The organism is Vibrio tubiashii (assembly GCF_028551255.1).
Lineage (GTDB): Bacteria > Pseudomonadota > Gammaproteobacteria > Enterobacterales > Vibrionaceae > Vibrio > Vibrio tubiashii_B.
In genome coordinates this window covers 1,266,312-1,293,061 of record NZ_CP117029.1, presented here as the reverse complement: position 1 = coordinate 1,293,061, position 26,750 = coordinate 1,266,312, and the positions used below count along the sequence as shown (strand labels likewise).

General features: G+C 43.5%; 26 protein-coding genes. 18 read left to right on the top strand and 8 right to left on the bottom strand.

Translation table 11 applies throughout. The features are described 5' to 3' along the window. Positions 1 to 59 precede the first annotated feature (59 nt). Together uvrC and uvrY are read right to left on the bottom strand one after the other, a co-directional pair. Positions 60 to 1,889: an excinuclease ABC subunit UvrC gene (uvrC, locus tag LYZ37_RS05875; RefSeq protein WP_239854398.1), complete on the bottom strand. Its 1,830-nt coding sequence runs from the start codon at positions 1,887 to 1,889 to the stop codon at positions 60 to 62. A 47-nt stretch (positions 1,890 to 1,936) separates the two neighbouring features. After that, positions 1,937 to 2,581 (bottom strand): UvrY/SirA/GacA family response regulator transcription factor, encoded by a 645-nt coding sequence (gene uvrY, locus LYZ37_RS05870; protein WP_004746682.1) that lies wholly within the window; start codon positions 2,579 to 2,581, stop codon positions 1,937 to 1,939. A 326-nt stretch (positions 2,582 to 2,907) separates the two neighbouring features. On the opposite strand from uvrY, the gene LYZ37_RS05865 reads away from it, so the two are divergent. Further along, positions 2,908 to 5,265 carry a DNA polymerase II gene (locus LYZ37_RS05865; protein ID WP_272786870.1) on the top strand — a complete coding sequence of 786 codons (2,358 nt, stop codon included), beginning with the start codon at positions 2,908 to 2,910 and terminating at the stop codon, positions 5,263 to 5,265. Here LYZ37_RS05865 and LYZ37_RS05860 read toward each other — a convergent pair. Both LYZ37_RS05860 and LYZ37_RS05855 read right to left on the bottom strand, forming a co-directional pair. Further along, the gene (locus tag LYZ37_RS05860; protein WP_272786869.1) at positions 5,262 to 7,340 is read right to left on the bottom strand and encodes a PTS sugar transporter subunit IIC/EAL domain-containing protein; all 2,079 of its coding nucleotides are present in this window, start codon (positions 7,338 to 7,340) and stop codon (positions 5,262 to 5,264) included. The genes LYZ37_RS05865 and LYZ37_RS05860 overlap by 4 nt on opposite strands. Before the next feature lie 69 nt (positions 7,341 to 7,409). Beyond that, a complete protein-coding gene (locus LYZ37_RS05855) occupies positions 7,410 to 8,177 on the bottom strand; it encodes a nucleotidyltransferase domain-containing protein (protein WP_272786868.1) in 768 nt (255 codons plus the stop codon). Positions 8,178 to 8,311: 134 nt separating this feature from the next. Here LYZ37_RS05855 and yeiP point away from each other — a divergent pair, with 134 nt between their 5' ends. Further along, positions 8,312 to 8,878: an elongation factor P-like protein YeiP gene (gene yeiP / locus LYZ37_RS05850; RefSeq protein ID WP_272786867.1), complete on the top strand. Its 567-nt coding sequence runs from the start codon at positions 8,312 to 8,314 to the stop codon at positions 8,876 to 8,878. Between the two features lie 2 nt (positions 8,879 to 8,880). Then, a complete protein-coding gene (locus LYZ37_RS05845; RefSeq protein WP_272786866.1) occupies positions 8,881 to 9,201 on the top strand; it encodes an HI1450 family dsDNA-mimic protein in 321 nt (106 codons plus the stop codon). A gap of 117 nt (positions 9,202 to 9,318) precedes the next feature. Here the strand turns inward: LYZ37_RS05845 and ihfA are convergent, their stop codons facing one another. Further along, entirely contained in the window at positions 9,319 to 9,612 is a 294-nt protein-coding gene (gene ihfA / locus LYZ37_RS05840) for an integration host factor subunit alpha (RefSeq protein WP_004746689.1), read from the bottom strand. A gap of 552 nt (positions 9,613 to 10,164) precedes the next feature. Between ihfA and LYZ37_RS05835 the strand changes: the two genes are divergently transcribed. From LYZ37_RS05835 to LYZ37_RS05800, 8 genes are all read left to right on the top strand, one after another. After that, positions 10,165 to 11,367 (top strand): acyl-homoserine-lactone synthase, encoded by a 1,203-nt coding sequence (locus LYZ37_RS05835; protein ID WP_272786865.1) that lies wholly within the window; start codon positions 10,165 to 10,167, stop codon positions 11,365 to 11,367. Further along, positions 11,360 to 13,867, top strand: a complete 2,508-nt coding sequence (locus LYZ37_RS05830; RefSeq protein WP_272786864.1) for a hybrid sensor histidine kinase/response regulator — start codon at positions 11,360 to 11,362, stop codon at positions 13,865 to 13,867. The genes LYZ37_RS05835 and LYZ37_RS05830 overlap by 8 nt, the downstream gene beginning before the upstream one ends. 382 nt (positions 13,868 to 14,249) lie before the next feature. After that, positions 14,250 to 16,367: a sensor histidine kinase gene (locus LYZ37_RS05825; protein WP_272786863.1), complete on the top strand. Its 2,118-nt coding sequence runs from the start codon at positions 14,250 to 14,252 to the stop codon at positions 16,365 to 16,367. 255 nt (positions 16,368 to 16,622) lie between these two features. Next, positions 16,623 to 16,850, top strand: coding sequence for a hypothetical protein (locus tag LYZ37_RS05820; RefSeq protein WP_004746695.1), 228 nt, complete (start codon positions 16,623 to 16,625; stop codon positions 16,848 to 16,850). Positions 16,851 to 16,955: 105 nt separating this feature from the next. Continuing rightward, positions 16,956 to 17,507 (top strand): septation protein A, encoded by a 552-nt coding sequence (locus LYZ37_RS05815; RefSeq protein WP_272786862.1) that lies wholly within the window; start codon positions 16,956 to 16,958, stop codon positions 17,505 to 17,507. Positions 17,508 to 17,581: 74 nt separating this feature from the next. Then, on the top strand, positions 17,582 to 17,980 hold the full coding sequence (gene yciA / locus LYZ37_RS05810) for an acyl-CoA thioester hydrolase YciA (protein WP_272786861.1): 399 nt from the start codon (positions 17,582 to 17,584) through the stop codon (positions 17,978 to 17,980). Between the two features lie 97 nt (positions 17,981 to 18,077). Further along, positions 18,078 to 18,374 (top strand): YciI family protein, encoded by a 297-nt coding sequence (locus LYZ37_RS05805; protein ID WP_272786860.1) that lies wholly within the window; start codon positions 18,078 to 18,080, stop codon positions 18,372 to 18,374. A 2-nt stretch (positions 18,375 to 18,376) separates the two neighbouring features. Next, positions 18,377 to 18,781 carry a GspS/AspS pilotin family protein gene (locus tag LYZ37_RS05800; RefSeq protein WP_272786859.1) on the top strand — a complete coding sequence of 135 codons (405 nt, stop codon included), beginning with the start codon at positions 18,377 to 18,379 and terminating at the stop codon, positions 18,779 to 18,781. A gap of 28 nt (positions 18,782 to 18,809) precedes the next feature. Here LYZ37_RS05800 and LYZ37_RS05795 read toward each other — a convergent pair whose 3' ends face one another. Beyond that, the gene (locus tag LYZ37_RS05795; protein ID WP_272786858.1) at positions 18,810 to 20,003 is read right to left on the bottom strand and encodes an EAL domain-containing response regulator; all 1,194 of its coding nucleotides are present in this window, start codon (positions 20,001 to 20,003) and stop codon (positions 18,810 to 18,812) included. Between the two features lie 238 nt (positions 20,004 to 20,241). Here LYZ37_RS05795 and LYZ37_RS05790 point away from each other — a divergent pair, with 238 nt between their 5' ends. Further along, positions 20,242 to 20,802: a VC2662 family protein gene (locus LYZ37_RS05790; protein WP_272786857.1), complete on the top strand. Its 561-nt coding sequence runs from the start codon at positions 20,242 to 20,244 to the stop codon at positions 20,800 to 20,802. Between the two features lie 267 nt (positions 20,803 to 21,069). Further along, a complete protein-coding gene (locus LYZ37_RS05785; protein WP_239826066.1) occupies positions 21,070 to 21,291 on the top strand; it encodes a hypothetical protein in 222 nt (73 codons plus the stop codon). Between the two features lies 1 nt (position 21,292). Here the strand turns inward: LYZ37_RS05785 and LYZ37_RS24350 are convergent, their stop codons facing one another. Next, positions 21,293 to 21,484: a DUF1289 domain-containing protein gene (locus LYZ37_RS24350; protein ID WP_071881258.1), complete on the bottom strand. Its 192-nt coding sequence runs from the start codon at positions 21,482 to 21,484 to the stop codon at positions 21,293 to 21,295. Positions 21,485 to 21,555: 71 nt separating this feature from the next. Further along, positions 21,556 to 21,804, bottom strand: a complete 249-nt coding sequence (locus tag LYZ37_RS05780) for a DUF1289 domain-containing protein (protein ID WP_272786856.1) — start codon at positions 21,802 to 21,804, stop codon at positions 21,556 to 21,558. A gap of 196 nt (positions 21,805 to 22,000) precedes the next feature. On the opposite strand from LYZ37_RS05780, the gene LYZ37_RS05775 reads away from it, so the two are divergent. The 5 genes from LYZ37_RS05775 to LYZ37_RS05755 all read left to right on the top strand — a co-directional run bounded on the left by LYZ37_RS05775 (position 22,001) and on the right by LYZ37_RS05755 (position 26,745). Beyond that, positions 22,001 to 22,447: an META domain-containing protein gene (locus LYZ37_RS05775; protein ID WP_272786855.1), complete on the top strand. Its 447-nt coding sequence runs from the start codon at positions 22,001 to 22,003 to the stop codon at positions 22,445 to 22,447. A 201-nt stretch (positions 22,448 to 22,648) separates the two neighbouring features. Continuing rightward, on the top strand, positions 22,649 to 23,791 hold the full coding sequence (locus LYZ37_RS05770) for an ABC transporter substrate-binding protein (RefSeq protein ID WP_272786854.1): 1,143 nt from the start codon (positions 22,649 to 22,651) through the stop codon (positions 23,789 to 23,791). Positions 23,792 to 23,815: 24 nt separating this feature from the next. Next, positions 23,816 to 25,525 (top strand): ABC transporter permease, encoded by a 1,710-nt coding sequence (locus tag LYZ37_RS05765; RefSeq protein ID WP_272786853.1) that lies wholly within the window; start codon positions 23,816 to 23,818, stop codon positions 25,523 to 25,525. Then, positions 25,491 to 26,138, top strand: a complete 648-nt coding sequence (locus tag LYZ37_RS05760) for an ATP-binding cassette domain-containing protein (protein WP_272786852.1) — start codon at positions 25,491 to 25,493, stop codon at positions 26,136 to 26,138. The genes LYZ37_RS05765 and LYZ37_RS05760 overlap by 35 nt, the downstream gene beginning before the upstream one ends. After that, positions 26,131 to 26,745: a CDP-alcohol phosphatidyltransferase family protein gene (locus LYZ37_RS05755; protein ID WP_272786851.1), complete on the top strand. Its 615-nt coding sequence runs from the start codon at positions 26,131 to 26,133 to the stop codon at positions 26,743 to 26,745. The genes LYZ37_RS05760 and LYZ37_RS05755 overlap by 8 nt, the downstream gene beginning before the upstream one ends. Positions 26,746 to 26,750: the final 5 nt, after the last annotated feature.

The following is a 26,750-nucleotide window of genomic DNA, read 5'->3' as shown; positions in this document are numbered from 1 at the left end:
TTGTTTGCGTATGGCTCTATTTGGTGCTTCAAACAGCGCCTTATGGTGCGGGATTTTTTCTATTGTTTCAATGCTTGATAAATGTTTTCTGCCAAAGAAACACTAATACCTGGTACTTTGGCGATTTCTTCAACACTGGCACGTTTAAGTTCTTGTAACCCACCCATGTATTTGAGTAGCGCTTGGCGACGTTTTGGCCCAACACCCTCAATGCCTTCTAAAGCACTGGTTCTACGCGTTTTTCCACGTTTTGCCCTATGACCAGCAATCGCATGGTTATGACTTTCATCTCGGATATGCTGCATAAGATGCAGAGCAGGTGCGTCACTAGGAAGATTAAACTCATCCCCTTCCACCGTAATCAAAGTTTCCAGTCCTGGTTTACGAGTTACACCTTTTGCGATACCGATCAAATGCGGGCGCTTTGGCCAGTCTCCCCAATACTGAGAAATAATCTCATGGGCTCGATTGAGCTGTCCTTTACCACCATCGATAAATACGATGTCTGGAATCTTTTCTACTTCGAGTTGTTTCGAGTAACGACGCTCTAGTGCCTGCCCCATCGCCGCATAGTCATCACCACCAGTAATTCCAGAGATATTGTAACGACGATACTCTTGCTTAACTGGCCCTTCATGATTAAACACAACGCAGGAAGCAATCGTGCTCTCGCCCATGGTATGAGAAATATCAAAACACTCCATACGCGTTATGCTTTCCATTCCAAGTAGCTCTCGCAGCTCTTTGAAACGTTGAGAAATCGTCATCTTATGATTTATCTTGGTCGTAATGGCCGTTAACGCATTGGTATTAGAAAGTTTCAGGTATCTGCCACGTGTCCCCGTCGGGTTAACATGAAAATGGACCTTACGTCCCGCAATACCTGAGAGCGCTTCAGCCAGCGAGTCAGAATCATCCATCAAACCTGTGTTGAGTATGATACGGGTTGGAATGGTTCGCGCTTCATTGTGGCTTAAGTAGTATTGGCTCAGGAAGCTATAAAAAACTTCTTGCTGAGTCGTACTATTTGGAATCTTGGGAAAATGGCTGCGGCTGCCCAACACCTTACCTTGGCGAATCATCAAGATATGAATACAGGCAATGCCATTTTCTTGGGCAAAGCCGAGCACATCCATATCGTCCATAGAGTCTTCAGAAACAAATTGCTGCTCTTGTACACGGCGTATTGCTTGAATTTGATCGCGGAACTTGGCCGCCTCTTCAAAACGTAAAGATTGACTCGCCTGCTCCATTTTTTCGACTAAGGAGCTCAGAACTTGCTGGTCTTTCCCTTGTAGAAACAAGCGTACCAAATCAACCAACTCGCTATAGTCATCATCGGAAATGACACTACTGACACAAGGCGCAGCGCAACGACCAATTTGATACATCAAACAAGGGCGAGTTCGGTTGCTGTACACCGTGTCTTCACATTGGCGAACCGGAAATATCTTTTGGATCAGATGAAGCGTTTCTCGAACGGCACCTGAGTCAGGGTACGGGCCAAAATACTCCCCTTTACGCTTTTTTGCACCGCGATGCATCGAAAGCCTTGGGTGCTTATGTCCGCTGACAAAGATATACGGATAGGACTTATCATCGCGCAACAATACGTTGTATTTAGGTAAGTACTGCTTGATGTAATTGTGCTCAAGGATCAGAGCTTCTGTCTCGGTGTGAGTTACCGTGACATCAATTTTGGCAATATTACTAACGAGAGCACGCGTTTTCTCGCTATCTACTTTAATTCTGAAATAGCTTGAAAGGCGTTTTTTGAGATCTTTAGCTTTACCAACATAGATAACCACAGCGTCGGCGTTATACATACGATAAACGCCGGGCTGATTGGTTACTGTTTTAAGGAAAGAAGCCGAGTCAAATTGGGTCATACCATTACCATGTATTGGATCTGAAAAAAATTGATGGTAATGGCGCCTTATAATGTCTCGGTGTCGATCATTCCATGTCGAATTGCTAGGTGAGTCAATTCAACATCACCGCTAATATCGAGTTTATTAAATAAACGATAGCGGTAGCTGTTTACCGTTTTAGGGCTTAGGTTTAACTGCTCTGAAATGTCAGTCACCTTCTCCCCTTTGGTAATCATCATCATGATTTGCAGCTCACGCTCAGACAGATCGGCAAATGGGTTTTCCGAAGCCGGAGAAAATTGGCTAAGCGCCATCTGTTGAGCAATTTCTGGTGAGATGTAGCGTTGACCACTATTCACCATTCGAATCGCGTTGACCATTTCATCTGGTCCCGCGCCTTTAGTCAGGTAACCAGCGGCACCTGCCTGCATCACTTTAGTTGGAAACGGATTTTCCGTATGAACAGTTAAAACGATGATTTTGACATCAGGATTAAAACGCAAGATCTTCTTGGTTGCCTCTAGGCCACCAATACCCGGCATATTCATATCCATTAAAATGACGTCAGCATGGTTGCTACGACACCATTTTACTGCTTCTTCACCGCTTTCAGCTTCCCCTGCTACGTTCATTCCACGGACGTCTTCAATAATACGTCGTATCCCTGTGCGAACCAGCTCGTGATCATCTACAAGGAAAACATTTATCAAACTTGTATCTCCACACTATTTAACTTGGCTCTGCTTCCACGCATTGTGGAATACAGTACAGCTGCCTAGTTTAACTCATAATACTAATTTCGCTTACTCTGAATATGTGCTGAAACGCAAAGTTTAGCAAGTACTTATTTTCATAACTGCTACTTAAATTGTTATTAATCTAATAATCAATCGCTTAGCTTCTTTTAGTGGTTATTTTTCTACCACATCAACCTCTCCCAAAGTGGTATTTTATCCCCTTGCTATTTAACTTTACGGGCTTGTGATACCCTACTTATGCGGAAGTTTACCGCGTCATCTCTTTGTTAAATTTCTAAATGGCTATTCAAAACGGATTCGTACTAACTCGGCAAGCCCGTGATATTAAAGGCACTACTCAAATAGATCTTTGGTTATCCACACCGCAAGGTCCTACGCAACTGTTGATTGAAGGCGAAAAGCCTGTCTTTTTCATCTTTCAAGACCAGTTGGAAAGTGCCAAAACGCAGAGCCAAAACGTGCAGATCGAGTGGAAAACCTTACCACTGAAAGACTTTGCCTTACGACCCGTAGCTGCATGTTACTGTCATTCTATCAAGCAAGCTCAAGTACTCAGCGAGCATCTCAAGCAACATGACATTGTTGTGTTAGAAGACGACATTCGCCTTGCTGACCGCTACCTAATGGAGCGCTTTATAAAAGGCAGCCTGGAGTTTACTGGAGCAGTTCAGAGCAATGCATCGCACCTTCGGTACAAGCAGGTGAAATGTCGCCAAGGCGATTACACCCCAGAACTCAAAGTGGTGTCCTTAGATGTTGAGTGTTCAGAAAAAGGCGTGCTCTACTCTATTGGGCTAGATAGTCCAATGGACAGCCGAGTGATTATGATTGGCGCTCCTCAACCAGCTGATACTCACATGCAGTGGGTAAGCAACGAGAAAGAGTTGCTGCTCGCGCTGGTTGATTGGTTTAGCCAGTTCGATCCCGATGTTATCGTTGGTTGGAATGTCATCGACTTTGATTTCAGGCTACTGCACAAACGTGCCGAGAGGAATCAAGTCAAGTTAATGCTTGGTCGAGGTAAACAATCGAGTTTTTTCCGCACATCAAACACAACTCAACAAGCCTTTATATCGATTCCCGGCCGAGTCGTAATGGACGGAATTGATACTCTGAAAACAGCGACCTACCACTTCCGCAGCTGGTCTTTAGAAGCCGTATCACAAGAGTTGCTGGGTGAAGGAAAGCAGATACACAATGTGCATGACCGCATGGACGAGATCAATCAGATGTATCGCCATGACAAGCCTTCTCTTGCTAAATACAACCTGCAAGATTGTGTCTTGGTTAACAAGATTTTTGCCCATACCCACTTATTAGAATTTGCCATTGAGCGCTCTAAACTGACCGGGGTTGAACTGGACCGTGTTGGCGGCTCAGTTGCTGCGTTTACCAATCTCTACTTACCCCAGATTCATCGCGCTGGCTACGTCGCGCCAAACTTACATCCAGAGAACTGGTTGGCGAGCCCTGGCGGTTATGTGATGGACTCGATTCCAAATCTTTATGATTCAGTTTTAGTCCTCGATTTTAAGAGTCTTTATCCTTCCATTATTCGTAGTTTTCTTATCGACCCTATGGGGTTAATTGAGGGATTACAGCAAGACATTGGTCTTGAACAAGAGCAAGCGGTTCCAGGATTCAGAGGCGGACAATTTCACCGCACTCGTCATTTCCTACCAGAGATGATCGAAAACCTCTGGGCGGCGCGCGATGTCGCGAAAAAGAACAGTGAAAAAGCCTTTTCTCAAGCGATAAAAATCATCATGAACTCTTTCTATGGCGTACTTGGTTCGTCAGGATGCCGCTTCTTCGATACGCGACTAGCCTCCAGCATCACGATGCGAGGTCACGAGATCATGAAGCAGACCAAGGTATTGATTGAAGAGAAAGGCTATCAAGTGATATACGGTGATACCGACTCCACGTTTGTGTCACTTAATGGGCAGTTCTCTCAGTCACAAGCTGATGAAATTGGCCACCAGCTTGTTGACTATATCAATGAGTGGTGGACGAACCACTTACGTGAGGAGTATAACCTCAACTCAATTTTGGAGTTAGAGTACGAGACGCACTACAAAAAGTTCTTAATGCCAACGATTCGTGGACAGGAAACCGGCTCGAAAAAGCGCTATGCCGGACTTATCGGTGAAGGGGAAAATGAACGACTGATTTTTAAAGGCTTAGAGAGCGCTCGAACAGACTGGACGCCATTAGCCCAAGAATTCCAACAAACACTGTACTCAATGGTGTTTCATGGCGAGAACCCAAGTGACTATATTCGCGGGTTTGTCGAGCAGACCAAAGCGGGAGATTTCGATGACAAACTCGTCTATCAAAAACGCTTAAGAAGAAAACTGCATGAGTATCAGAAAAACATTCCACCTCAGGTACGTGCAGCCAGAATGGCGGATGAAATAAACGCCCAACTTGGTCGCCCATTGCAGTATCAAAACAAAGGTAGAATCGAATACGTGATCACTACCTCGGGCCCCGAACCGAAAGAGTACCAAAAAAGCGCTATCAACTATCAGCACTACATTGATAAACAACTAAAGCCAGTGGCAGAAGCCATCTTGCCATTTATTGGGCTAGACTTTGAGACACTCAGTGAGCCGCAGCTAGGCTTGTTTTAAACCGCTTCTCGTGGATAAGGGTTGTATTGAACCAACTCATTCAACGCTAATGACTTGGAATAGTACCAACCCTGAACCTTGATGTTCGTCCGTTTCGGTACATGATTCAATTGTTCAATCGTTTCGACTCCTTCAACAATCACATCAAGATCCAACTGATTGGCAATGGATAGGATGGAATCAAATACCTTAACCCCTTTGTCACTGCTTAATGCCAATACAAAAGAACGGTCTATTTTTATGCAATCAATCGTAAACTGGTTCAAATAGCTAAGTGATGAATAGCCTGTCCCAAAGTCATCAATATGTATTTTCACCCCTAACTGATGAAGGCGATTAAAATTGAGATACACTTTGTTTTTATCAAGCAGTAAGGTTTCTTCAGTAAGCTCAAAATGCAGGTAACGCGCATAGGGTTTAATGACAGCTACAATACGCTCGAAGTAATCTTCAGAAATCAATGTTTCCGGAGTAATGTTGACACTCACCGGAATGAAATGTCCTTTGCTTTGCAACTTAGCAATATCTTTCACTGCTTGCTTAATCACCCACAAATCCAAATCTTTCATTAGATTCGCTTTTTCTAGCCAAGGCATAAATGTCTGAGGCCCTTTAAGATGTCCATGCTCATCTATCGCGCGGACAAGCGCTTCACACCCCACCACTTTATTCGTTACCGTACAAATCTGAGGTTGATACTCCAGCACAAACTCTTGACGGCTTAGCAACTCTATTTGCTGTGATAGCTGCTTGCTCTCAAATTCCGCTTGAATAGACGCTTTGATAGGGTCATTGACCAATGAGCGCGCCTCCTCTTCACGGCGAGAGAACGTCGTATCTAATGCCGCAATGTGAATCGATTGATGCTGATCAGCACTGTAGAGGTATTTAACCGCTGGATAATAGATCATGACGCCAAGGGCGATATTAAAAGATTGAAGCACTACCGCAGAGAAGTCACCGCCTGTCGCCACAAAAGCATTAAAGAAAATCGGACTATTAAAAGGTACGGAGACACTAGGCGAGGCAACCCAACCACTAGAGACACAAAGCATACTCACCAAAACGTTAGCGATCGGGCAAATCAGAAAGGGTAAGAACAGCCTGAGGTTAAATATAATCGGCAAACCGAACAACAAAATCTCGTTGATATTAAGTAAGCCAATTGGAATGCTTGCTATCGCGATAAGCTTGAGGTTTCTATGCTTGGCAAACAACAACAATGCAATCACCAGCGACAGAGTTGCCCCACTCCCTCCAATGAACACAAACGCCCCCATGAAAGACAAGTTCATATGATAGATCGCCTCTCCACCAGCTACTACTGTGGAGTAGTTAAGATTTACCGCTTCTTGCAGAAATTCCACCAGAGGCAATAACGCATAATAGCCATGCACACCAAAAAACCACAAAATTGAGTTAAGGGCAGCAAAAATGACCCCGAACCATGCTGGGCTATTCGCATAATCAAGCGTAAATAGGGATAAAAAAGGAATATTGGAAATTAAAGAGAACAACGCAATGTTCGCTGACACAATAATCACAGACGTAATTAAAGCGGGTAATACTAGATTGAGTGACTCTTTAACAATACTGCCCGCAGAATCCGACCTTGTCAGTTTTAAACTGGGATAATGCAACAGCTTGGCCAACAAAGGAATAGAATAAAGAGGCGTAGTTATCGCCATCACAATCTTGAAGGTCAGAAGTACTTGCTCACCATGAACTAGAGTATCAACGAGCACTAGATAAAGTATCGATAGCAGTGCGACAGGTGGGCGCGGCAATCGCCACTGCATGGCGACCACATAAGAAATAGTGGCTGTCATTAAGTAGGGAAAAAATGCCGATACACCACTATGAACCAGGTAAAGGCTTGCTACCCAATCAGGGCGATAACCTTGCACAAACTCAGCAATGCTCGCAGCAAGGAGACAAAAAGAAGAAATCAGTAAACACGGTATCAGCCAGATCATCCCCTCACGTATTGCGTACAATGAAGGTAATAAATACTGACGAAACCACGATTGAGAATAGTTAATTGAAGGTTCAAAAACGTGCTTCCAACTAATCATAGGCCCCCCTACCACTCTAGTAAGGCTAGCATACGCTTTGAGATATGCTTATTAGTGGAAGCTAAACAACTAACCTATTTTGAATTCCGTTTTTTTGTACTGTTTTACAATCCAGTCGCCATATCCATCAAGGATCCCCACCACAGAACGCTTGGGGATAACTCGTCCAGATAAGAGAATACCTAGGCGCTCTATCTCTACCTGCTTTTCAGGATGATAGCGAAGAAATACTTGGCCGCACTCTAGAGGATCATCAAACCATTGCTTATCTTTGTGCATGATCAGTGAATAGCTGGCTCGCAGTAGCTTTTTCGCGATGATTTTTTGTGCTTTCACTTGTTCTTCTGGCTTGTCGCAGCGTGCGATTCGATTTCGATACACTGCAACCCAATCTTCAACATCCATATTCCAGTGTTTTGCGATCTCCCAACTTGGTTCATAATCGCCAAAACACTCCGACAAATCTTCGCCAAAAATACACACCGAGCAGTGGCGCAGCTGAAAACCCCACGAGAAAATACTATCCAGACTTGCAACTTCAGAAGCTAAAGCCGTTTTAAACGAGATTTCCGTGATGTGTGGGTGAGATTTTTGAAAACGCCATTTGATCGAATTAAACAGTGTTGTTCGTAAATCACTAAACGATGATTGGGTGACCACAATCACATCTAAATTTGATGAGCCGGGTTTTGCAGTCTTACGAGCCACACTGCCATATAGATAAATACTGTGCAGATTTTGTCCTAACCCATTTCTAAGAAAGCTAACCAGATCATCAATCGCAGGTTGATAGTTTGGTTGAAAGGGGTGTTTAGGATTGATCGTTGAAAGATGCATTTGATTGATAACACAAAATAATCGAACTGAATGCGTTAATGTTCGCTCACTGAGCAGGATGAATCAAGATATTCCTTCAGCCAGTGAGTCGGTATATAATCGCCACAATACCTAACACACGAAGGAAATTGTTCATGCCAAAGGCAAGTGAGCTTAAAAAAGGTTTTGCTATCGAATCTAACGGTAAAACACTATTAATCAAAGACATCGAAGTAACCACTCCTGGTGGTCGTGGCGGCGCAAAAATTTACAAACTGCGTTGTACTGACCTAAACACAGGTGCTCGCGTTGATGAACGCTATAAATCTGATGACGTTGTTGAAACGGTAGACATGTTCAAACGTGCCTCGGCTTTCTCATACGTTGATGGTGATGAGTACATCTTCATGGACAATGAAGACTACACTCAATACACATTCAAGAAAGACGAAATTGAAGACGAACTACTGTTCGTAACCGAAGAAATTCAAGGTCTGCATGTCATCCTAGTCAATGGCAATGCTGTTGGCCTAGAGCTTCCTGCTGCTGTTGAACTCGTTATTGAAGAAACCGATCCTTCAATCAAAGGCGCTTCTGCTTCTGCTCGTACAAAGCCTGCACGTTTTGCTACCGGTCTTACTGTTCAAGTACCTGAATACATTGCGACAGGTGACCGCATCGTGATCAACACGGCTGAACGTAAATACATGAGCCGCGCGTAATCATGGCTGACCTAATCTCATACGATGACGCCATTGATACGGCCTACGACATCTTTTTAGAGATGGCACCTGATAACCTAGAGGCTGCTGACGTTATTCTGTTCACAGCACAGTTCGATGAGCGCGGCGCTGCTGAGTTAGTGGAAACTGGTGATGACTGGGTTGAGCACGTAGGCTTTGACGTAGACAAAGAAGTTTACGCAGAAGTTCGCGTTGGTTTAGTCAATGAAGAAGACGATGTACTGGACGATGTGTTCGCTCGCCTGTTAATCAGCCGCGATCCTGAGCATAAGTTCTGCCACGCTTTGTGGAAACGAGACTAACGTTGCTTACAAACGCTTAATACAAAAATACCCTAGCCTTAGCTGGGGTATTTTTCTATGGGGATCTAGAATTGCTCCTAGCCCCGATACAGGATGTGCCTCTTAGCGAGCTAAGACTTAGTCAACCTTAATGTTTTCAACGCGGGCTTTTAATTTTTGCCCTGGGCGGAAGGTCACTACGCGACGTGCACTGATTGGAATGTCTTCACCTGTCTTCGGGTTTCGACCTGGACGTTCATTCTTATCACGAAGATCAAAATTACCGAATCCAGACAGTTTTACCTGTTCGCCACTTTCCAGTGCCTTACGAATCTCTTCGAAAAACGCCTCAACCGTTTCCTTGGCATCCCGTTTACTGTATCCGAGCTTTTCAAACAGGTTCTCAGCCAAATCGGCCTTTGTGAGCGCCATAAAACTTTCCTCAAAGCTGTGTTAAACATTGCCACCGCAAGGCAGCACCTAAACATTTCACCAAGCCAATCAACAACATATCGGCTTTACCTTGGAAAGTGTATGCCAAGCTTATGATTTTCGCCAACTTTTTTCTTCAATGAGTACAAATTAACCGTCAAAACAACAAGATAGCTCTCTAAAAAGGCAGAATTTCTACCAATTATTGGCATTTATTGATAATTGAAGCCAGAAGATTAGGCTGCTATTAACAAGATTGTCAGGTATTTATCTCAAATCAGAATGTGTATGAAGGTAAAACACTGATATGGGTAACAAAACACGTCTAGAACCAAAAATCTGGTTCACTAGCGCGTTTTGCGGAACTGTAATTCTCAAACGCAACTCTCGCCCGTGACAGACCACTCCCCCTGGTTTATTTCGTGCTCTGCATCACTAATATTAATATTAACACCCGATTAATTAGCATAAACATACTAATTCAATTGCACAAATAGGCACCTAAATGAATACTGGTTGGCCAAAATAAACAAAATAATTATACAAACGTCTATGGCTAACAATTTTGAATCGTCCCTTTTTGAAAAAGAGGACAATGCGCACGCATGTGCTTTATTTGAACAGATCGAAACTCTTTTCGGTGTAGATAGTAATCACTTTTTTAAACATGTACTTAACGAGCGTCTCGCTCAAATAAGCGAACAGGATAGTTCACTTCGCTACAAAAACATCGCAACCAAACTCCAATCACCTTACTACTTGGTTAACGTTAACTCACCTTTAAAGAACGAACCACAACAATGGCATGAGTTCGAACAAAGAGCACTAACCTTGTTTGATAACTGGGCACAAGCTTGGTGTGCTTTTAATGTCTGGAAAATCAAAAGTAAGTACCGAAATCAACCTCAGCGTTTAGGGCTGGAGTCCTTACCCAAATTTACCCAAAATGAAGAGGATTTCGCCGATAGCGTCATCGACAATATCGAAAACCATACCGAGCTCTATTACACGCTGCATAGCCGCTATGCAATGGAACTACCCGATGCTGTAATGCTAATTAACCTAGCAACCTTTGTTTCGGAGCAGCAGTGGTTCGAGATGCTGTATGAAATAGAAGTCTCTGCTCACGGCAGTCATTTTATCCTTGCCCAGCTTGTTCCTGATTTATCTTTCCCAGTGATCGTCTCTACTGCCAAGGTCAATAATCATAATGAAGCTGACAATTGGCTCTATTTCTCGCCATTTTTTCAAACCTCGTGTTGGACATTGCTTAATCAAGTTGAGATGCAACGCCAATTAGTTAACTTAGATCTCTTGTGTTCTGATATCGAGATCAGTGATACTTCGTCGGCAAAATATGAGAATGCACTTTGGCAAAATATTACTGTCCAAGAAAAATGTTGTGAGATTGTCCGTTTGACAGTCAGCGGTAACCAAAGCCAGAAAATATTCAGCCTTTATTTGTCTCAAAAGAGACTGATGGCGCAACTCGATAAGCTCAGCTTTCAAGTTGCCTTCGTTGTTATAGAGCAGCCATTGATGATTCAGTATTACCAAAGCCTCACCAATGGCGCGTACTTAAAAATGAGTTATTGCCACGTTTCCGATTCTGGCTTCGCAACTTATAAGGGGTTGTGGTTTATCAAATCCCTTAGCCAGGCTTTGTCTGAATGCAATTATCGCAGGTACAAAGTCAGTACCATTACTCAATTGAAGCAGCACAGACATCAAGGACAAGAGCTACAATATGCTTAGTTACATTACACAGCAGCTACTCTATCCAAAAGCAGTCGTTCTTATCCTGACGGCTTTGCTTGTTTTTGTGTGGGCGGGCTACTTTTGTTCTACATTAGCGAGAAAGCATGGTGCTCAAAGCCTCAAGCAGTATGTCTACTATGTGACCTATACGTTAGGGTTGTTTGTATGGATATTGAGTAACGCCTACTTCCACAGTGGATGGTTAGTTGAATGGGGAGCACATATCGGTGCGACGATGGCGGTGGTCGCGAACCTTTCGGCTCTGTTAGCCTTCAGCTCCGCATACTATTTCTCCGCTAAGCTAAAAAAACACTACACGAGTAGTAGACCTAGCCCATGGCAGTTGCTGTTAGCAGGTTCAACGATGATATTTTGCACTATCATCAACATCGTTCCCGATCTAACAATTAAAGGTGTCGTGATAGAAGGTCCAAGCCAGTTTATGCTTGAGTTTGGCGAGTACACTCGTCCATTCTTTATTGGCCTAACACTTCTATTTGCTCTGACATTTCTGAATCTGCTGTCTATAAAACGTAGCAGTAGCCGAATTCGACGCACAAGAATCAACTACATGATTCTTGGTATGACCATATTTATGGCGTCTACTGCCATTATTCAACTTGGCTTTACCTATTTCTTCAACAACTTTTCACTAACTTGGCTGCCACCAGCACTCTCGATTAGCGAAATGCTGTTTATGGGCTACGCGATACTAGCATCGCGTTTTTATAGTTTTAGGTATCTTTGCCTTGTTGGATGCTCTTTGATTATCACGGCGGCTGTGTACACGTTTGTCGTCACTCTCTTTAAACCATTAGATTATGTAAGCACCGCGACTGGCGTTTTAGCTATTATGGCTATTGGTCTTTCTTGGCCGTACACCTCACGCCTAGTCAGAACTTGTTTAACCTATGCCTTGTATGGCTCATCAGTCTCACCTACTGAGAAAATTGCTCAGTTAGAAGATGAGTTTCAAAAGTCTCCAAGTAAGGCGATAGAAGCTTTGGCAAGCTATCTTGGGGTTCCAAGTGACAAGCTAAAACTCCTTGATGACTATCAAGGTGCAAGTATGTACCGCTCTTATTTTGAGAATCACACGACGCCTCTGGTCATTGATGAGATCGAAGATGCGATTGAGAAGAACCGTGACAAGGAGCTATCAACGATTCATAGCAGCATGAACCAGATGGAATCCGCACTGGTTCTGCCAATCTACGAAGGTAAAAACAAACTCTCTCACGTTCTGGTTTCTAGCCACAAACAAGGTGACGTGAACTTTTCTTTTGAGGAGCTCAAAGCGCTAGAGCGAGTAATACAAAAAGTCCAAGTTCATATTAATTACGAGCAGAAAGTACGCCAATCACAAGCACTCGCTAACTCAATCGCACACGAAATGAGGAATCCGCTTGCGCAGGTACAATTCGAGTTTGAGTCTCTCAATCAAAAACTGTTGTCGCCTGTTGATTCAAATACCCTTCTACAGCACGTAGACAAAGGAAAGCAAGCTATCAAACGTGGTAGACAACTCATCGACATCATCCTTCGCGAGGTCAATAGTTCATCACTCGACCAAGAACCCTCTGAAGCTACTTTGATTCATGGTGCTATTAATAGCGCGATAAACCAATATGGCTTTGATAATGACAGTGAGCTGAACCGCATTGTGTTAGATCTGGATGAAGACTTCGTCGCTAAAATCAATGACACTCTTTTTAACTTCGTGTTATTCAACCTGCTACGCAATGCCATCTACTATTTTGATTCTTATCCAAATAGCCACATCGAAATACGTACCGAGAAAGGCCAGTATGAAAACTACGTACTGTTCCGTGATACTGGACCAGGTATTCCTGCCGAGCTGTTAACTCGAATTTTTGATGATTTTTTCAGCCATAACAAAAGCGGTGGTAGCGGTTTAGGCCTTGGCTATTGTCAACGTGTCATGGCATCGTTTGGCGGATCAATCAGCTGTCATTCAGAAGTTGGAAGTTTTACTGAATTTAAGCTTACTTTCCCAGCAACCAACGTCGCTGCTACTCAAACCAGCAAACCTAAAGCAGAGCTTAGAGCGGAAGTGACCACTCCCCCTCTTGCCGTGTCCAATGGCGAGCTCAACTTTGGTGTAAGCCCTGCGCATATGATCTTAGTCGTTGATGACAAAGAGATTCAACGTACCTTAGTGAAACTCTACTTAGAGCAACTAGGTTACGGAGTCGTATTAGCCAACAATGGTAAGGTGGCTATTGAGATTATTCAAAGCAACCCAATTGATCTGGTGTTTATGGATATTCAGATGCCAGTCATGAATGGCTTTGAAGCGGCAAGTATCATTAAGCGTTCCTTCCCGACTATCCCAATTATTGCTCTGTCAGGAGAATCCGGAGAACGTGAACTCACTATGATCAGTGAACTGATGGATGGGAGACTTTCAAAACCAACAACTAAGGAAGCGCTTGATCAAATGTTGAAATCGGCCTTGCCCATGAGTATCCATTAAATCACTCCCTCTTATAGCTCTAGGGCGGTACCAATCACCACACTAGAGCTATAAGAACTTGAAATAAAACACCTTTTCAATCACCCCATCAAATATATCAATAACAATAGCCAATATTTCGCCTTCCCTCATAGAACAGACAATTCATTCCGAAAAAGTGAGATATTCCTCAGGGGATAATAAGAAATAAATTGCACAAAATTCCACTTAGGGTAAACAGGATCTCAAAACTCTGATCCAACTTTGGCCGTGAGTTGCTGTAAGTCCTCCATAAAACGATAAATCTCAGACTTCCCAGTAGTGCTCTCACTAGGCTCCATCATACAAACAAAAAATATCGGATCGGTTTTAACAACGTCAAATACTAGTAAAGCGGAACAATATGTTCAGTTATCTATTGCATCAAATGATGTATCCCAAAGCGGTCGTTTTACTCTCGATCTCTTTACTTGTCCTCGCTTGGGCAGGTTATTTTTGTACTGCTTTGGCGAAGCGTCATGGGACACTCAGTTTAAAACAGTACACCTACTATATTTGCTATACGGTGGGGGTGTTCTTCTGGACGCTAAGCAACTGCTATTTCCATACAGATCTGCTGGTAAGATTTGGAGATCATGTCGCGATTAACATGGCAATTGTTGCCAACCTAGCGACACTACTCGCCTTTGTCTCAGCCTACTGTTTTATCTCTAAACTGCACAAGCACTACACCAATAAAAGCGTCGCGTTATGGCAAGATATTCTAGTTGCTAACATTACCTTGTTTGGCGTTATCAGCAACCTAATGCCCGGAGGCACAATTCTAGGCATCGACATTATTGGGCCCAGTAATTTCCAGCTGAAGTTTGGTCCTTACACTAAGTATTTCTTTCTAGGCTTCATCATCTTAGTGCTGTTAACTTTCTTTAATCTTCTCTCGCTAAAAAAGAGCCGCAACCGAATACGAAAAACGCGAACCAATTACATGCTTATGGGTATCACTATATTCATGTGCTCCACCGCAGTTATTCAGGTTGGCATGACTTTCTTTTTTGACAATTTCTCACTCACTTGGCTTCCCCCAACATTATCCCTTAGTGAAATGCTGTTCATGGGATATGCCCTGCTGACTTCGCGCTTTTTCAGTCCGAAATACATCTGTTTTATCTTCGTTAGCATCACCTCTACCGCATTAATCTATGCCACAACTTTCGCGTCTTTCGTTCCTATTACACAGCTAGGACTTACCGATGCTTTATTCCTAGTTCTACTGATAGGCATGACTTGGCAAACACTTTATCGGTTTGTCCAAAGAGTGATCAGTGTGATCATGTATCGAGACCCTATCCATCCCGTAGAAAAAATATCTCGGCTTGAAGATGAGTTTCAATCTTCCCCGACACGCGCTATGGCAAGCTTGGCTGACTATTTGGGCGTACCAAAAGATAAGCTGCGCTTGTTAGGCGACTATCATGATGTAAATTTGTACCGAAACTACTTTGAGAGTCATGGAACTTCGTTGGTCATTGAAGAGGTAGAAGAAGAATTACTCAACTCAAATAATCAAGCGCTTAGCCTTGTTCACAGCAATATGAGTAAATTCGAATCGGCTTTGGTCGTCCCACTCTTCGAAAGTAAAAACAAGCTGTCGCACATTTTGGTTTCAAGCTCGAAACCTGAAGGGATTCACTTTTCATATGAAGAGCTCTCAGCACTTGAAAGAGTACTAAACAAAGTTCAGGTACATATAAACTACGAACGTGAGGTCCGGCAGTCACAGGCTTTAGCAAGTTCGATAGCTCACGAGATGCGGAATCCTTTTGCCCAGCTGCAACTTGAATTTGAGCTCCTTGAGCAAGCGATCAGACAACCCCACTCGATGGTTCAGCTAAAGTACCATGTCAATAAAGGGACTAAAGCCATCGCTCGAAGTCATCAGTTAATCGATATCATAACGCGAGAACTGGGCCAAGCTTCACTCGATCAAGCACCTGTTGTTCCATCACTCGTCTCCTCTGTAGTTTGCTCCGCAATTGATCAATACGGCTTTGAGAATGAAAGTATGCGCTATAGGGTTCATCTGGATTTCGAACAAGATTTCGTGGTAGAGATTAATGATACTTTGTTTAGTTTTGTCCTGTTTAATCTCGTGCGAAATGCGACTTACTATTTCGATTCGTACCCTAAAAGCAGGATTTCAATTCAACTTAAAAAAGGTCACCACGAGAACTACTTACTCTTTCGTGATACCGGTCCCGGAATACCAGAGCACTTGATTGCCCAAATATTTGATGACTTTTTCAGTCACAACAAGAGTGGAGGTAGTGGCTTAGGCTTAGGCTATTGCCAACGCGTGATGACTTCTTTTGGTGGGTCTATCAGTTGCCATTCAGAGATTGATAAATATACAGAGTTCAAACTGACTTTTCCTGCTGCTAGCCCATCACTTAACGAAATGCTGATACCTAACCCTAAGCCGAAGAGCCTATTAATCACTGCGGCCAGCACAGCTCTTAACTGATGCGATTTGTTACTCTAGCAGACCGTTGCCAGTCAATAGATTGGCAACCCTTTTCCCAAATTGACTCGCAGATTGCTGAATGATTGTCTGTGCATCAGCTCAAAACCGTTCTCATTTCGAAAATTATTTAGAGTTTTTAACAACCTATAACCTCACACCCTGCATTCAGTTCTTACTGGCATCGAATATGCTTGATTCCCGCATGGTAACAGAAAAGCGGCATTGTCCCGCTTTGCTCGATGTAAGGGGAACGTTATGGAAGTTCAACGTCACACATATTATCGACTTATTCATCAAGGTATTAAGAGTCTGCTCGTAGACCGTATTGGTCACTTCACTGAGATGGAATATCACGAATATTTGAATGGTATGACTGGCAAATCAAGTTGCTTCTCAATGAGCGATGAGGAATTGCAGTTTGCCGTTGATAGTTTGCGCAGTGAAGGTTATTTGGAAGACTATAAACGCCAACTACAGCGCTAGAACCCCTCTTTGCAGGGAAGCGCAGCTCTTATAGTGACGAACCGCTTTGTGATTAGTCTTGTTTTGGTTAGACTGAAGCGAATTAGACTGACTCAGAATACTTCAATGAAACAACTGCTCGACTTTATCCCATTAATTATTTTCTTCGCTTTATACAAATTGCAGGATATCTACGTTGCGACAGGCGCTCTGATTGTCGCAACAGCCATTCAAATCGTCGTGACCTACTTGGTCTATAAGAAAGTTGAAAAGATGCAAGTCATCACCTTTTTGATGGTTGCCGTATTTGGCGGTATGACTATTTTTCTCCACGACGAAAACTTTATTAAATGGAAAGTCACCATCGTTTATCTGATTTTCGCAATTGGATTGGCTGTGAGCCATGCAATAGGAAAATCGGCGATAAAAAACATGCTCGGAAAAGAGATCACACTTCCTGATTCGGTTTGGGCAAAAGTCACATGGGCTTGGGTAGCTTTCTTTTCACTATGTGCAGGCATAAACGTCTACGTTGCTTTTAACCTTCCGCTCGATGTCTGGGTTAACTTCAAAGTCTTTGGCCTACTAGCGGCGACATTTGGTTTCACATTGCTGACCGGAATCTACATCTACAAACACATGCCAAAAGACGAACAGAACGCTAACTCTGGCGGATAAGTTGATAGTTTTGTTACAATCCAATTTTTGCAGCGACCAACTTGGTCGCTGTTTCGTTTGTATTGGATGTCACAATGAGCACAGAAAACACTGCACCCAAAGGGCAATTACTTCTTAGAACCCTTGCTATGCCAGCAGATACTAACGCCAATGGCGATATTTTTGGTGGTTGGATCATGTCACAACTTGACCTTGCAGGCGGTATCCTCGCCAAAGAAATCTCATCAGGTCGAATCGTTACTGTTTCAGTATCAAGCATTACATTCAAAAAACCGGTTCGTGTAGGCGATGTGGTCTGCTGTTACGGTGAGTGTACCAAAATAGGTCGCACTTCAATGAGTATTGATCTAGAAGTCTGGGTCAAACCTGTCAAAGAGCATGGCTTAGAAGATCGCTTTATGGTGTGTGACGCGACATTCAATTACGTCGCTATTGATGGTGAAGGCAAACCACGCCCGATTGAACACTCTTAATAGAGGTTAAATTATCTCACCGCAACCCTTTTAAATTATGCCATTTAAGGTAGAGTAAACGTCTGAATTTACTCTATTCATATAAGGATATCAGATCATGTGGTATGTCATCTTCTCACAAGATGTAGAGAACTCTTTGGAAAAGCGCCTTAGCGTGCGTCCTGCTCACCTAGAGCGTTTAAAAGCACTGCAAGATGAAGGCCGTTTACTCACAGCAGGACCTATGCCTGCCATTGACTCTGATAACCCAGGAGAAGCTGGCTTTACTGGTTCAACCGTTATTGCTGAGTTTGACTCATTGCAACAAGCTCAAGAATGGGCTGATGCTGATCCGTATATTGAAGCGGGTGTTTACGAGAAAGTAATCGTTAAGCCATTTAAAAAAGTGTTTTAACGATGCTTAATTCACTCAAGTCTTTTTCGATCATCGCACTGGTGATGCTTGCTGGCTGTTCGTCTGCCTCGTCAGATAAACAAAAGCAGCTAGAATTGTTAGCACAGAGCCGAGCTAATCTGCTGGCTACTGAGCTTCCTCTTGAGTCAGGCCCCCTGTCCATCATGCGTGCGAGCGCGAAAGGCAGCACCATCGAGATTATGATGGTTTATAACGATGATGCGAAAGGGGCAAAACCGACTGCGCAAGTATTGAATCAAAGTATTCGAACCTACTGTACTACGCCAGACACAATGAATAATCTTGAGGTCGGTATCAGTTATAGAATTAAGATGCGAAATAGCCGAGGCCAGTTAATGGCTGACGAGTTGGTGACTCAGCAACGCTGTCAAAACTTGACTAAATAAGTGTTAGAGCCTCGAAATTCGAGGCTTTTTACTGCACGTTGTATAGCCAACTATGGTGCCAGTACAACAGGCTATCAAGAGGTTTAGGCTTACAAATCAGATAACCTTGTACGTTCATGTCTTTATAGGTTTTGCTCAAGTACTCAAGGTCTTCATACTCTTCCAGCCCTTCAGCTATCAAGGAGGCATCAATTTTCCCTGCTATGTTGACCAAGGTATCGACCACCACTTGGTTAAACTGATCTTGGTGGATATCATTGATCAATGTGCGATCGATTTTCACTTCTGTAAACGGCAGGGTACGAAGTTGGTTGAGGTTAGTGAACCCGGTACCAAAGTCGTCAAGCGATAATCCAAAACCACGCATTCTTAAACGGTTTATCGTCTCTAACTGTTCGGTATCTTCTAGCGCGAACTCCTCGGTGATCTCCAAAGTAATGTTGTTCTTATCCACGTGCTGGGTATCAATTGTCTCGATAAAATCACGAGTATAACCATCTGTGGTCAATTGAGACGGGGAAAGATTGAGACTAACTTTGACTTCTTTACCAAACTCTTTAATCAGCATTGGAAAATCAGTGAGCACCTTGCCTACCAACTGCTGAGTCAGTTCGTTTAGCATACCGTGTTCTATTGCCGTTGGTATGAATTGCCCCGGTGCGATAGCGTTAGTCTGCCCAGGAGTCACAATACGAGCCAGCACTTCAATACCTTCAACATGCCGACTCTGAAGATTAACTTTCGGTTGGTAGTAGGGTTCTATCATGCCTTTCGACATATAATCACTGAGCATGCTTTGCGATATTGGCTCATAGGATTGGTTCTCGCGAATAGTAAACTGTTTAATCTTGTTCAGTATTCGCTGTAACTCATTAATATGCACAGGTTTTGCGATATTTCCAATCAAATTGACCTTATGCTCGCGCGCCAGGTGCGCTGCAAGTTCTATCACGCGTTTTTCCATGTCTGAAATGATGCAGATCCCACCACGATAGTTCATCTCGCCTAATTCTTTTATAAGCGTCATGCCGTCAATTTCAGGCATATTCAGATCAGTAAATACCGCGCTGTACTTCTCTGGAGAGCGTTTGATATTGGCCAGTGCTGAAGCGGGGTGAGAGCATGTCACGACGTTATCATAACCGAGTTCTGACAACATTCCCTTCATCACCAAAAGAATCGCTGGTGAGTCATCTACTATGACAATTTGTGAGTTTTTCATTATTCGATTGCCTCTGACGTTACATCTTAAATATAGGCAGAGACCTTTTCATTGCACAAGGTTGCATACGTTATAATTGGACTCAATTTGACAAAAGTTTACTCACAAAAAACTCATCGCGCTTTGTAATCAACAACTAACACTCTTCTGACAGATAACAACTATAGTTAACGTGAGTTGTTCGGGTCGACAGACCTCAATGCTCGCTCATACAAATAACTTTGTTTTTGGAGTTAATATGAAAAAAATACTCAAAGCAGTGGCTATCTCAACGATGGTGTTGTCTCCTGTGACATTCGCCTCTTCTCCAGTAATGTTCTCATCGGTTAACGATTTTAATGCGCCCGAAAACTCTCAGGTCTCTGGGGTTAGGCTGGCAGCACTTCACGGTAAAGTCGATACCGTCAAAGGCGTCGATTTTTCTATTGTAGGTATGTCAGAAACCAATACCACAACGGGCGTTAACTTCGGCTTGTTTCTAGGCGCATCCAAAGTTAACCAAGAGATGACGGGCGCCTCGCTAGGCCTATTTAACTGGAATGAGGGTTTGACCACAGGTGTGAACCTCGGAGCCGTTAACATTACCAAAGATGTTAGAGGAGCCAACGTTTCATTCGTGAACTACTCTGAAGGCGACACTATGGTTGATGTGGGCGCAGTTAATATGTCGAACGAGTCCACTGTCCAAGTCGGCGTATTCAACAAAACAGCCAAGATTGAAGGTGTCCAAATAGGTCTCATCAACTGCGCTGACAACGGCTTTTTGCCCTGCTTCCCGATTTTTAACTTTGGCAACTGATTCTGTACTAATGCCTTAATCGAAAGCTCCAGTTCTGGAGCTTTCTAATTTAATAATTAATGAATTTTTTATTGCAGTGTAACCACCGATCTAGCTTAAGCACTCACCTTGTTAATCAACACGATAGCGGATTAATGTTGATGATGTATTTTATAAAAGTGATTCATTCCTGATAAAACAGGTTAAATATTAACCAATCTATATTGACGGTTCTCTCATCGGCTTCTAACTTTTCATATTAGTGTCATAACCATGGAGGATCACCAAATGAAACGTGCTAGCAACTCATACCGTCTTCAATTGATTAAAGAGGTAGCGACTCGGCAAGAGCGGCTAAAAGGCGGTGATCCTATGGCAAGTTATATCCAGCATTTACTTGATGAGACGCCTCAAAATGAAAAAAATACCGAAGTAAACCACCGATTCTCTGGTAATCATTTTGATGAGCATGCCGGTGGTTGGGTGAATGATCGTTGGGGATTGAAATAATCTAGCTAGATTTCAGATTGAAGCAGAGAGGTTCATTAGATAGTCGGTCTAGAATCTCTCTTTGTTCGATTTCAGACATTTGATACCAAAGATAACGTTCTTCTCGCGTTCGGCCACAGCCTATACAAACACCATTGATGTTTGATTCGCACAAGCCCACACATGGGTTCGCACTATAATTTCGTATATCCATACTACACCTCAAAATACAGTACACGATAATTAAGATGTAGCCCAACCGGCAGTTATTGTAAAGTTTTGATTTTAAAAAAGATCTTGTTGAGGAGTGTTAGTGGGGATCTCTTCAGCTGGAGTTGCTTGCCCTTTTCGTATCTTACGTAGGTAGCGCTGACGGCAAAGTTTAATCACATGTAGCTGCTGAGCGGGGGTCATATTCAACCAGTTAAAACGCTCTTCTCGTTTACGCATACAGCCCTTACAGTAGCCTTTTTCATCTACTGTACAAATGCCAACACAAGGGCTCGGGACGGTAAAAAACTCTAGCTGCTCCAAATGATTTCTCTATATTATCTGATGGTTATTTTTTACTCTACGCGAATTGTAATTGTATGTTTATCAATAAGTTTCAATGTGTGATTCGCACCAAACTATGACCTTATATTGACAAATCATACTCGCAATTAACTATACTGCATTCATCGAAGTCACTACGCTGACTTAACTACTTATTTATCGGAGTTGATCTATTATGAAGCTTAGTCCAAAAACGCTACTTGCAGCAATTACACTACCTCTTGTTGTAACAGCTTGCGCAAGCAATGGAGACGATGTGAAACAAATTACAGCTCAAGATCTACAACACCACAACTGGGAACTGGTTAGCATTGATGGTGAAGCGGTTATTGCAGATAGCCGTCAAAACCCACCGCGCCTAGAAATTGGTGAAAAGATGACAGCTAACGGCAATGCTGGTTGTAACAACTTCTTTGGTCAAGCTGAGTTAAAAGACAACCAGTTCCGCATCGAGAAAATGGGTATGACCATGAAGATGTGTGTCGGCGATGTTATGGATGTAGAGCAAGCGTTTGGTCAAACTCTGTCTGATTGGAGTGATATGACGCTAACTCAAGATACTATGGTTCTGAAAAACGACGTACATACGCTGACGTTCAAGCTAAACGATTGGAAAAACTAACTCTTTTCATTTGAGCATCAATTCAAAAAGCAGCCAAATTGGCTGCTTTTTAGTCTCCAGCAGACAATTTTCAAACATCCCATCAACAATTGCGTCAAATAGTTAATAAAACAGCCTTTTTTCAGTCATAATGAATGAATAATTGCATTACTCCGGTCTTTATCATTGGCCGATACAATTATTCAACTTACAGGGAACATTATGACAAGGCTGATCACTCTTCTTTCTTCACTTGTTTTTTCACTTTCTGCTTTTGCAGCAGATACTTGGCAAGAGGTTGTCGAAAAAGCGAAAGGACAAACCGTCTACTTCCATGCTTGGGGCGGTAGCCAAGAAATAAACCGTTATATTCAATGGGCAGGCAACGAGCTTCAATCCCAATACGGTGTCACCTTAAAACATGTAAAGGTAACCGATATTGCTGAGACAACATCACGTTTGATTGCCGAAAAGGCCGCAGGAAAAAACAGCGGTGGTAGTGTCGACATGGTTTGGATTAATGGTGAAAACTTCAAATCGATGAAAGACAACCAACTGCTATTTGGTCCGTTTGTCGAAGGTTTACCTAGTTGGCAATATGTCGATAAATCGCTTCCGGTCGACGTCGATTTCTCTGAGCCAACAGACGGCTTAGAAGCGCCTTGGGGTGTTGGTCAGCTGGTCTTTATTCATGATGAGAAAGCATTGAATAATCCACCACAATCATTTGCAGAGCTGCAAAGTTATGCCAAAGCTTACCCAAACCGTATTACTTACCCTCGCCCACCAGAATTTCACGGCACAAGCTTTGTAAAAGCGCTTCTGATCGAACTGACAAACAATGATGCTTCTCTGCAGCAACCTGTTTCTGAGCAGAACTTCGCTATTGTGACCGAGCCTCTTTGGTCATACCTTGACGAGTTTCATAAAGTCGCTTGGCGTGGTGGCAAACAATTCCCAGCAGGCACAGCAGAAACCGTTCAGCTGCTTGATGATGGTCAAATCGATCTCGCCATTACATTTAATCCAAATGCGGTATTTTCCGCACAAGCGAGTGGCAATTTAGCAGACACAACAAAGGCATATGCAATGGAAGCGGGTGCACTTTCTAATATCCATTTCTTAGCTATTCCTTGGAATGCCAATGCGAGCGCGGGCGCTCAAGTTGCGATCAATTTCCTACTCAGCCCACAAGCGCAGTCTCGTAAAGGTGATCTGAATGTATGGGGCGATCCTTCTGTACTAAGTAGCCAATTCTTGACCGGTTCTGCGAAGAATACCCAGCAATTTAAGTCAATTGCTGAACCTCATCCTAGCTGGCAAGCCGCTTTAGAAAAAGAGTGGCTAAAACGTTACGGGAATTAGGGTCTGTTGAGCTAGAGTTTGCACATGTTAAGAGCGCTTTATTTAGTCATTATCGTTGTTTGTATAGTGCCTACCCTACCAGGTTTACTTGGTGTGTTGGTTTCTGCGCTTGGGTATATCCCCCCGATTGGCTTAAATCAGTTTTCCATTGACGGCTTCTCTGCTGTTTTTGGGTGGGCTGGTGTTTGGCAGTCAATCGGGTTAACGGTTTATAGTGCGATTGTGAGTAGCTACCTTGCTTGTTTGATCACCTTTGCCATATTGCAATCGGCATGGAAGAGTCCATTTTGGCGCAAGATTGAATTGAGCTTATCTCCGCTACTTGCCATGCCTCACGTTGCCTTCGCAATTGGTTTCGCTTTCTTATTTGCACCAACGGGAATGGGCGCGCGTCTCTTACATGAATTGTTTGGTTATGACCCTAACGGGCAAACGGTCGATGACTTGGCGCTATTGGTCAAAGACCCTTATGCGCTTGGCCTAATTGTTATGTTGGCGATCAAAGAAGTTCCTTTCTTACTTCTAATGAGTATCCCTATTCTCCAGCAGTTAAATGTTGAACAGACTGAAAAGGTCAGTCACGCTATGGGCTATAGTTCAGCCCAAACTTGGTGGAAATGTCTCTTCCCGCAGTGGTTTGCTAAGCTACGCTTCCCGATGCTCGCTGTGATTGCTTACAGTTTATCTGTGGTTGATGTTGCCCTTATTGTAGGACCAACCAATCCGCCAACATTTGCCGTCTTGGTTTGGCAATGGTTCAATGACCCGGACTTATCACTGCTTCCTCGCGCAGCGGCGGGTGCTGTGGTTTTGTTCGCCATCGCAACGCTATTGATTGGTTTTGCTCGCTTGGTCGAATGGGCAGTAACCAAAGGCTTTAAAGCTTGGCAATATTCAGGCAGAAAAGGCGTCAAATTACCGGGAAAAAGCCTGTTCTCTGCAGTCGCCGCTTTGACCCTAGCGATGATCCCACTGTTGATTATTTGGAGTTTCGCTCAGCGCTGGCGTTTTCCTGACCTGCTACCGTCTAGGTTTAGTCTGCGATTTTGGCAGTATGAGTGGCAAGGTATTTTAGGCACGCTTGAGCAGAGCCTAGTCATCGCGCTTGTCTGTGCGACAGTGAGTTTAGTTTTAGCGCTGATCGCTCATGAGTATCGTCTACGTTATCGTTGGCAGGTACCGGGGTATGTCATCGCTATCCCTATGCTGATACCGCAATTGTCAGTGTTGTTTGGTATGCAGATCGTCACTTTGTATTTAAACAGCGAGGCGTATTTATTCTGGGTCTGTTGGGCTCATGTATTTTTCGCTTTCCCATTCGTTTATTTATCACTCGATGGGCCATGGCGCAGCTTTGACGACGGGCTTACGCGCGTTGCCTTGAGCTTAGGCAAATCTCCGTTGCAGGCTTGGTTGAAAGTTAAACTGCCATTACTACTGCCTGCCATCGCCTTTGCTTGGGCGGTAGGCATTAGTGTAAGCCTCGCTCAATATCTCCCTACTCTGGTATTGGGAGCGGGGCGCATCAGCACAATCACGACTGAAGCTGTCGCTCTATCCAGTGGCTTCGACCGCCGCATCACTGCTATTTATGCTATTTGGCAAGCTATCTTGCCGCTACTGTTTTTCTCTTTTGCGATTCTACTTAGCCGACTTCATGTTAAGTATCGCCGTTTGACTATTAAAGGTTTACTACCAAATGAGTCTTTGTCTCGAAAACCTCGCCATCCATAAAACCAATGGCGATGCCCTTTTCTCTGAATTCAATCTAACCGTCGAGCCGGGAGAGATAGTTACATTAATGGGCCCAAGTGGCTGCGGTAAATCCACCTTGCTTGATGCGATTGCTGGTCACTTGTCATCAGAATTTGATTACTCAGGTTCTATAACATTGAGCGATCTGCGCCTTGATAGCATGCCTGCCCACAAGCGTCAGGTTGGTATCCTGTTCCAAGATGACTTGCTCTTTCCCCATTTAACCGTGTGGGAAAACTTGGCGTTTGCGCTACCTGATTCGATCAAAGGGGCGCAGAGAAAAGAAAAAGCACTGCAAGCACTCAAGAACATTTCATTATCTAAACTTGCTGAGTCGTTCCCCGATCAGATATCTGGCGGTCAACGTGCTCGTATTGCGTTAACTCGTATGCTGCTGGCACAACCTAAAGTTGCATTGTTAGACGAGCCCTACAGCAAATTAGATAAAGAACTACGCGAACAATTCCGCGCTTGGGTTGTTGACCAATTAAAAGAGGCGAATATTCCTGCATTAATGGTCACTCACGATGAGGAAGATGTTCCAGCGGATAGTCGCTGCATCACTTGGCCGTGGGAGACAACACATGCTTGATCGTTTTAGTATCAAGGTTATTCGTTGGCCTTTGGCTCAGTCAGCCAAGCTACTGGATAAGCTTGGAGTTAGCGCAAACCAGACAACGCTGTTTGGCTTTGCCTTAGGCTGTTTAGCCTTTCCTGCTTTGATAGCAGAACAGTACACCTTGGCTCTGGTCTTTATCCTCCTTAATCGAATATGTGATGGGCTTGATGGAGCGTTAGCACGTATTCAAGGGATTTCGGATGCGGGTGGATTTCTCGATATTAGCTTAGATTTTCTGTTTTACTCGCTGATCCCATTTGGCTTTGTGCTTGCTAACCCAGAGCAAAACGCCGTTGCCGGAGCGTTTCTGATTTTTTCTTTTATCGGTACGGGAACAAGTTTTTTAGCTTTCGCAGTGATGGCAGGAAAACGCGGTATCGACAACCCTGTCTATAAAAACAAGTCACTTTATTATATGAGTGGGCTCACCGAAGGCACTGAGACCATAGGTTGTTTCGTGTTGTTCTGCCTACTTCCACACCACTTTGCGCTGATCGCTTTCGTGTTTGGTGCAGCATGCTGGTTTACAACCTTTACCCGCATTTACTCAGGCTTCCAGACACTAAATGAGGCGCCTTAGCGCCT

Coding starts and splice junctions, on each gene's coding strand:
- uvrC (WP_239854398.1), bottom strand. CDS start 1,889: ATGACCCAATTTGACTCGGCTTCTTTCCTTAAAACAGTAACCAATCAG.
- LYZ37_RS05865 (WP_272786870.1), top strand. CDS start 2,908: ATGGCTATTCAAAACGGATTCGTACTAACTCGGCAAGCCCGTGATATT.
- LYZ37_RS05860 (WP_272786869.1), bottom strand. CDS start 7,340: ATGATTAGTTGGAAGCACGTTTTTGAACCTTCAATTAACTATTCTCAA.
- LYZ37_RS05855 (WP_272786868.1), bottom strand. CDS start 8,177: ATGCATCTTTCAACGATCAATCCTAAACACCCCTTTCAACCAAACTAT.
- yeiP (WP_272786867.1), top strand. CDS start 8,312: ATGCCAAAGGCAAGTGAGCTTAAAAAAGGTTTTGCTATCGAATCTAAC.
- LYZ37_RS05845 (WP_272786866.1), top strand. CDS start 8,881: ATGGCTGACCTAATCTCATACGATGACGCCATTGATACGGCCTACGAC.
- ihfA (WP_004746689.1), bottom strand. CDS start 9,612: ATGGCGCTCACAAAGGCCGATTTGGCTGAGAACCTGTTTGAAAAGCTC.
- LYZ37_RS05835 (WP_272786865.1), top strand. CDS start 10,165: ATGGCTAACAATTTTGAATCGTCCCTTTTTGAAAAAGAGGACAATGCG.
- LYZ37_RS05830 (WP_272786864.1), top strand. CDS start 11,360: ATGCTTAGTTACATTACACAGCAGCTACTCTATCCAAAAGCAGTCGTT.
- LYZ37_RS05825 (WP_272786863.1), top strand. CDS start 14,250: ATGTTCAGTTATCTATTGCATCAAATGATGTATCCCAAAGCGGTCGTT.
- LYZ37_RS05820 (WP_004746695.1), top strand. CDS start 16,623: ATGGAAGTTCAACGTCACACATATTATCGACTTATTCATCAAGGTATT.
- LYZ37_RS05815 (WP_272786862.1), top strand. CDS start 16,956: ATGAAACAACTGCTCGACTTTATCCCATTAATTATTTTCTTCGCTTTA.
- yciA (WP_272786861.1), top strand. CDS start 17,582: ATGAGCACAGAAAACACTGCACCCAAAGGGCAATTACTTCTTAGAACC.
- LYZ37_RS05805 (WP_272786860.1), top strand. CDS start 18,078: ATGTGGTATGTCATCTTCTCACAAGATGTAGAGAACTCTTTGGAAAAG.
- LYZ37_RS05800 (WP_272786859.1), top strand. CDS start 18,377: ATGCTTAATTCACTCAAGTCTTTTTCGATCATCGCACTGGTGATGCTT.
- LYZ37_RS05795 (WP_272786858.1), bottom strand. CDS start 20,003: ATGAAAAACTCACAAATTGTCATAGTAGATGACTCACCAGCGATTCTT.
- LYZ37_RS05790 (WP_272786857.1), top strand. CDS start 20,242: ATGAAAAAAATACTCAAAGCAGTGGCTATCTCAACGATGGTGTTGTCT.
- LYZ37_RS05785 (WP_239826066.1), top strand. CDS start 21,070: ATGAAACGTGCTAGCAACTCATACCGTCTTCAATTGATTAAAGAGGTA.
- LYZ37_RS24350 (WP_071881258.1), bottom strand. CDS start 21,484: ATGGATATACGAAATTATAGTGCGAACCCATGTGTGGGCTTGTGCGAA.
- LYZ37_RS05775 (WP_272786855.1), top strand. CDS start 22,001: ATGAAGCTTAGTCCAAAAACGCTACTTGCAGCAATTACACTACCTCTT.
- LYZ37_RS05770 (WP_272786854.1), top strand. CDS start 22,649: ATGACAAGGCTGATCACTCTTCTTTCTTCACTTGTTTTTTCACTTTCT.
- LYZ37_RS05765 (WP_272786853.1), top strand. CDS start 23,816: ATGTTAAGAGCGCTTTATTTAGTCATTATCGTTGTTTGTATAGTGCCT.
- LYZ37_RS05760 (WP_272786852.1), top strand. CDS start 25,491: ATGAGTCTTTGTCTCGAAAACCTCGCCATCCATAAAACCAATGGCGAT.
- LYZ37_RS05755 (WP_272786851.1), top strand. CDS start 26,131: ATGCTTGATCGTTTTAGTATCAAGGTTATTCGTTGGCCTTTGGCTCAG.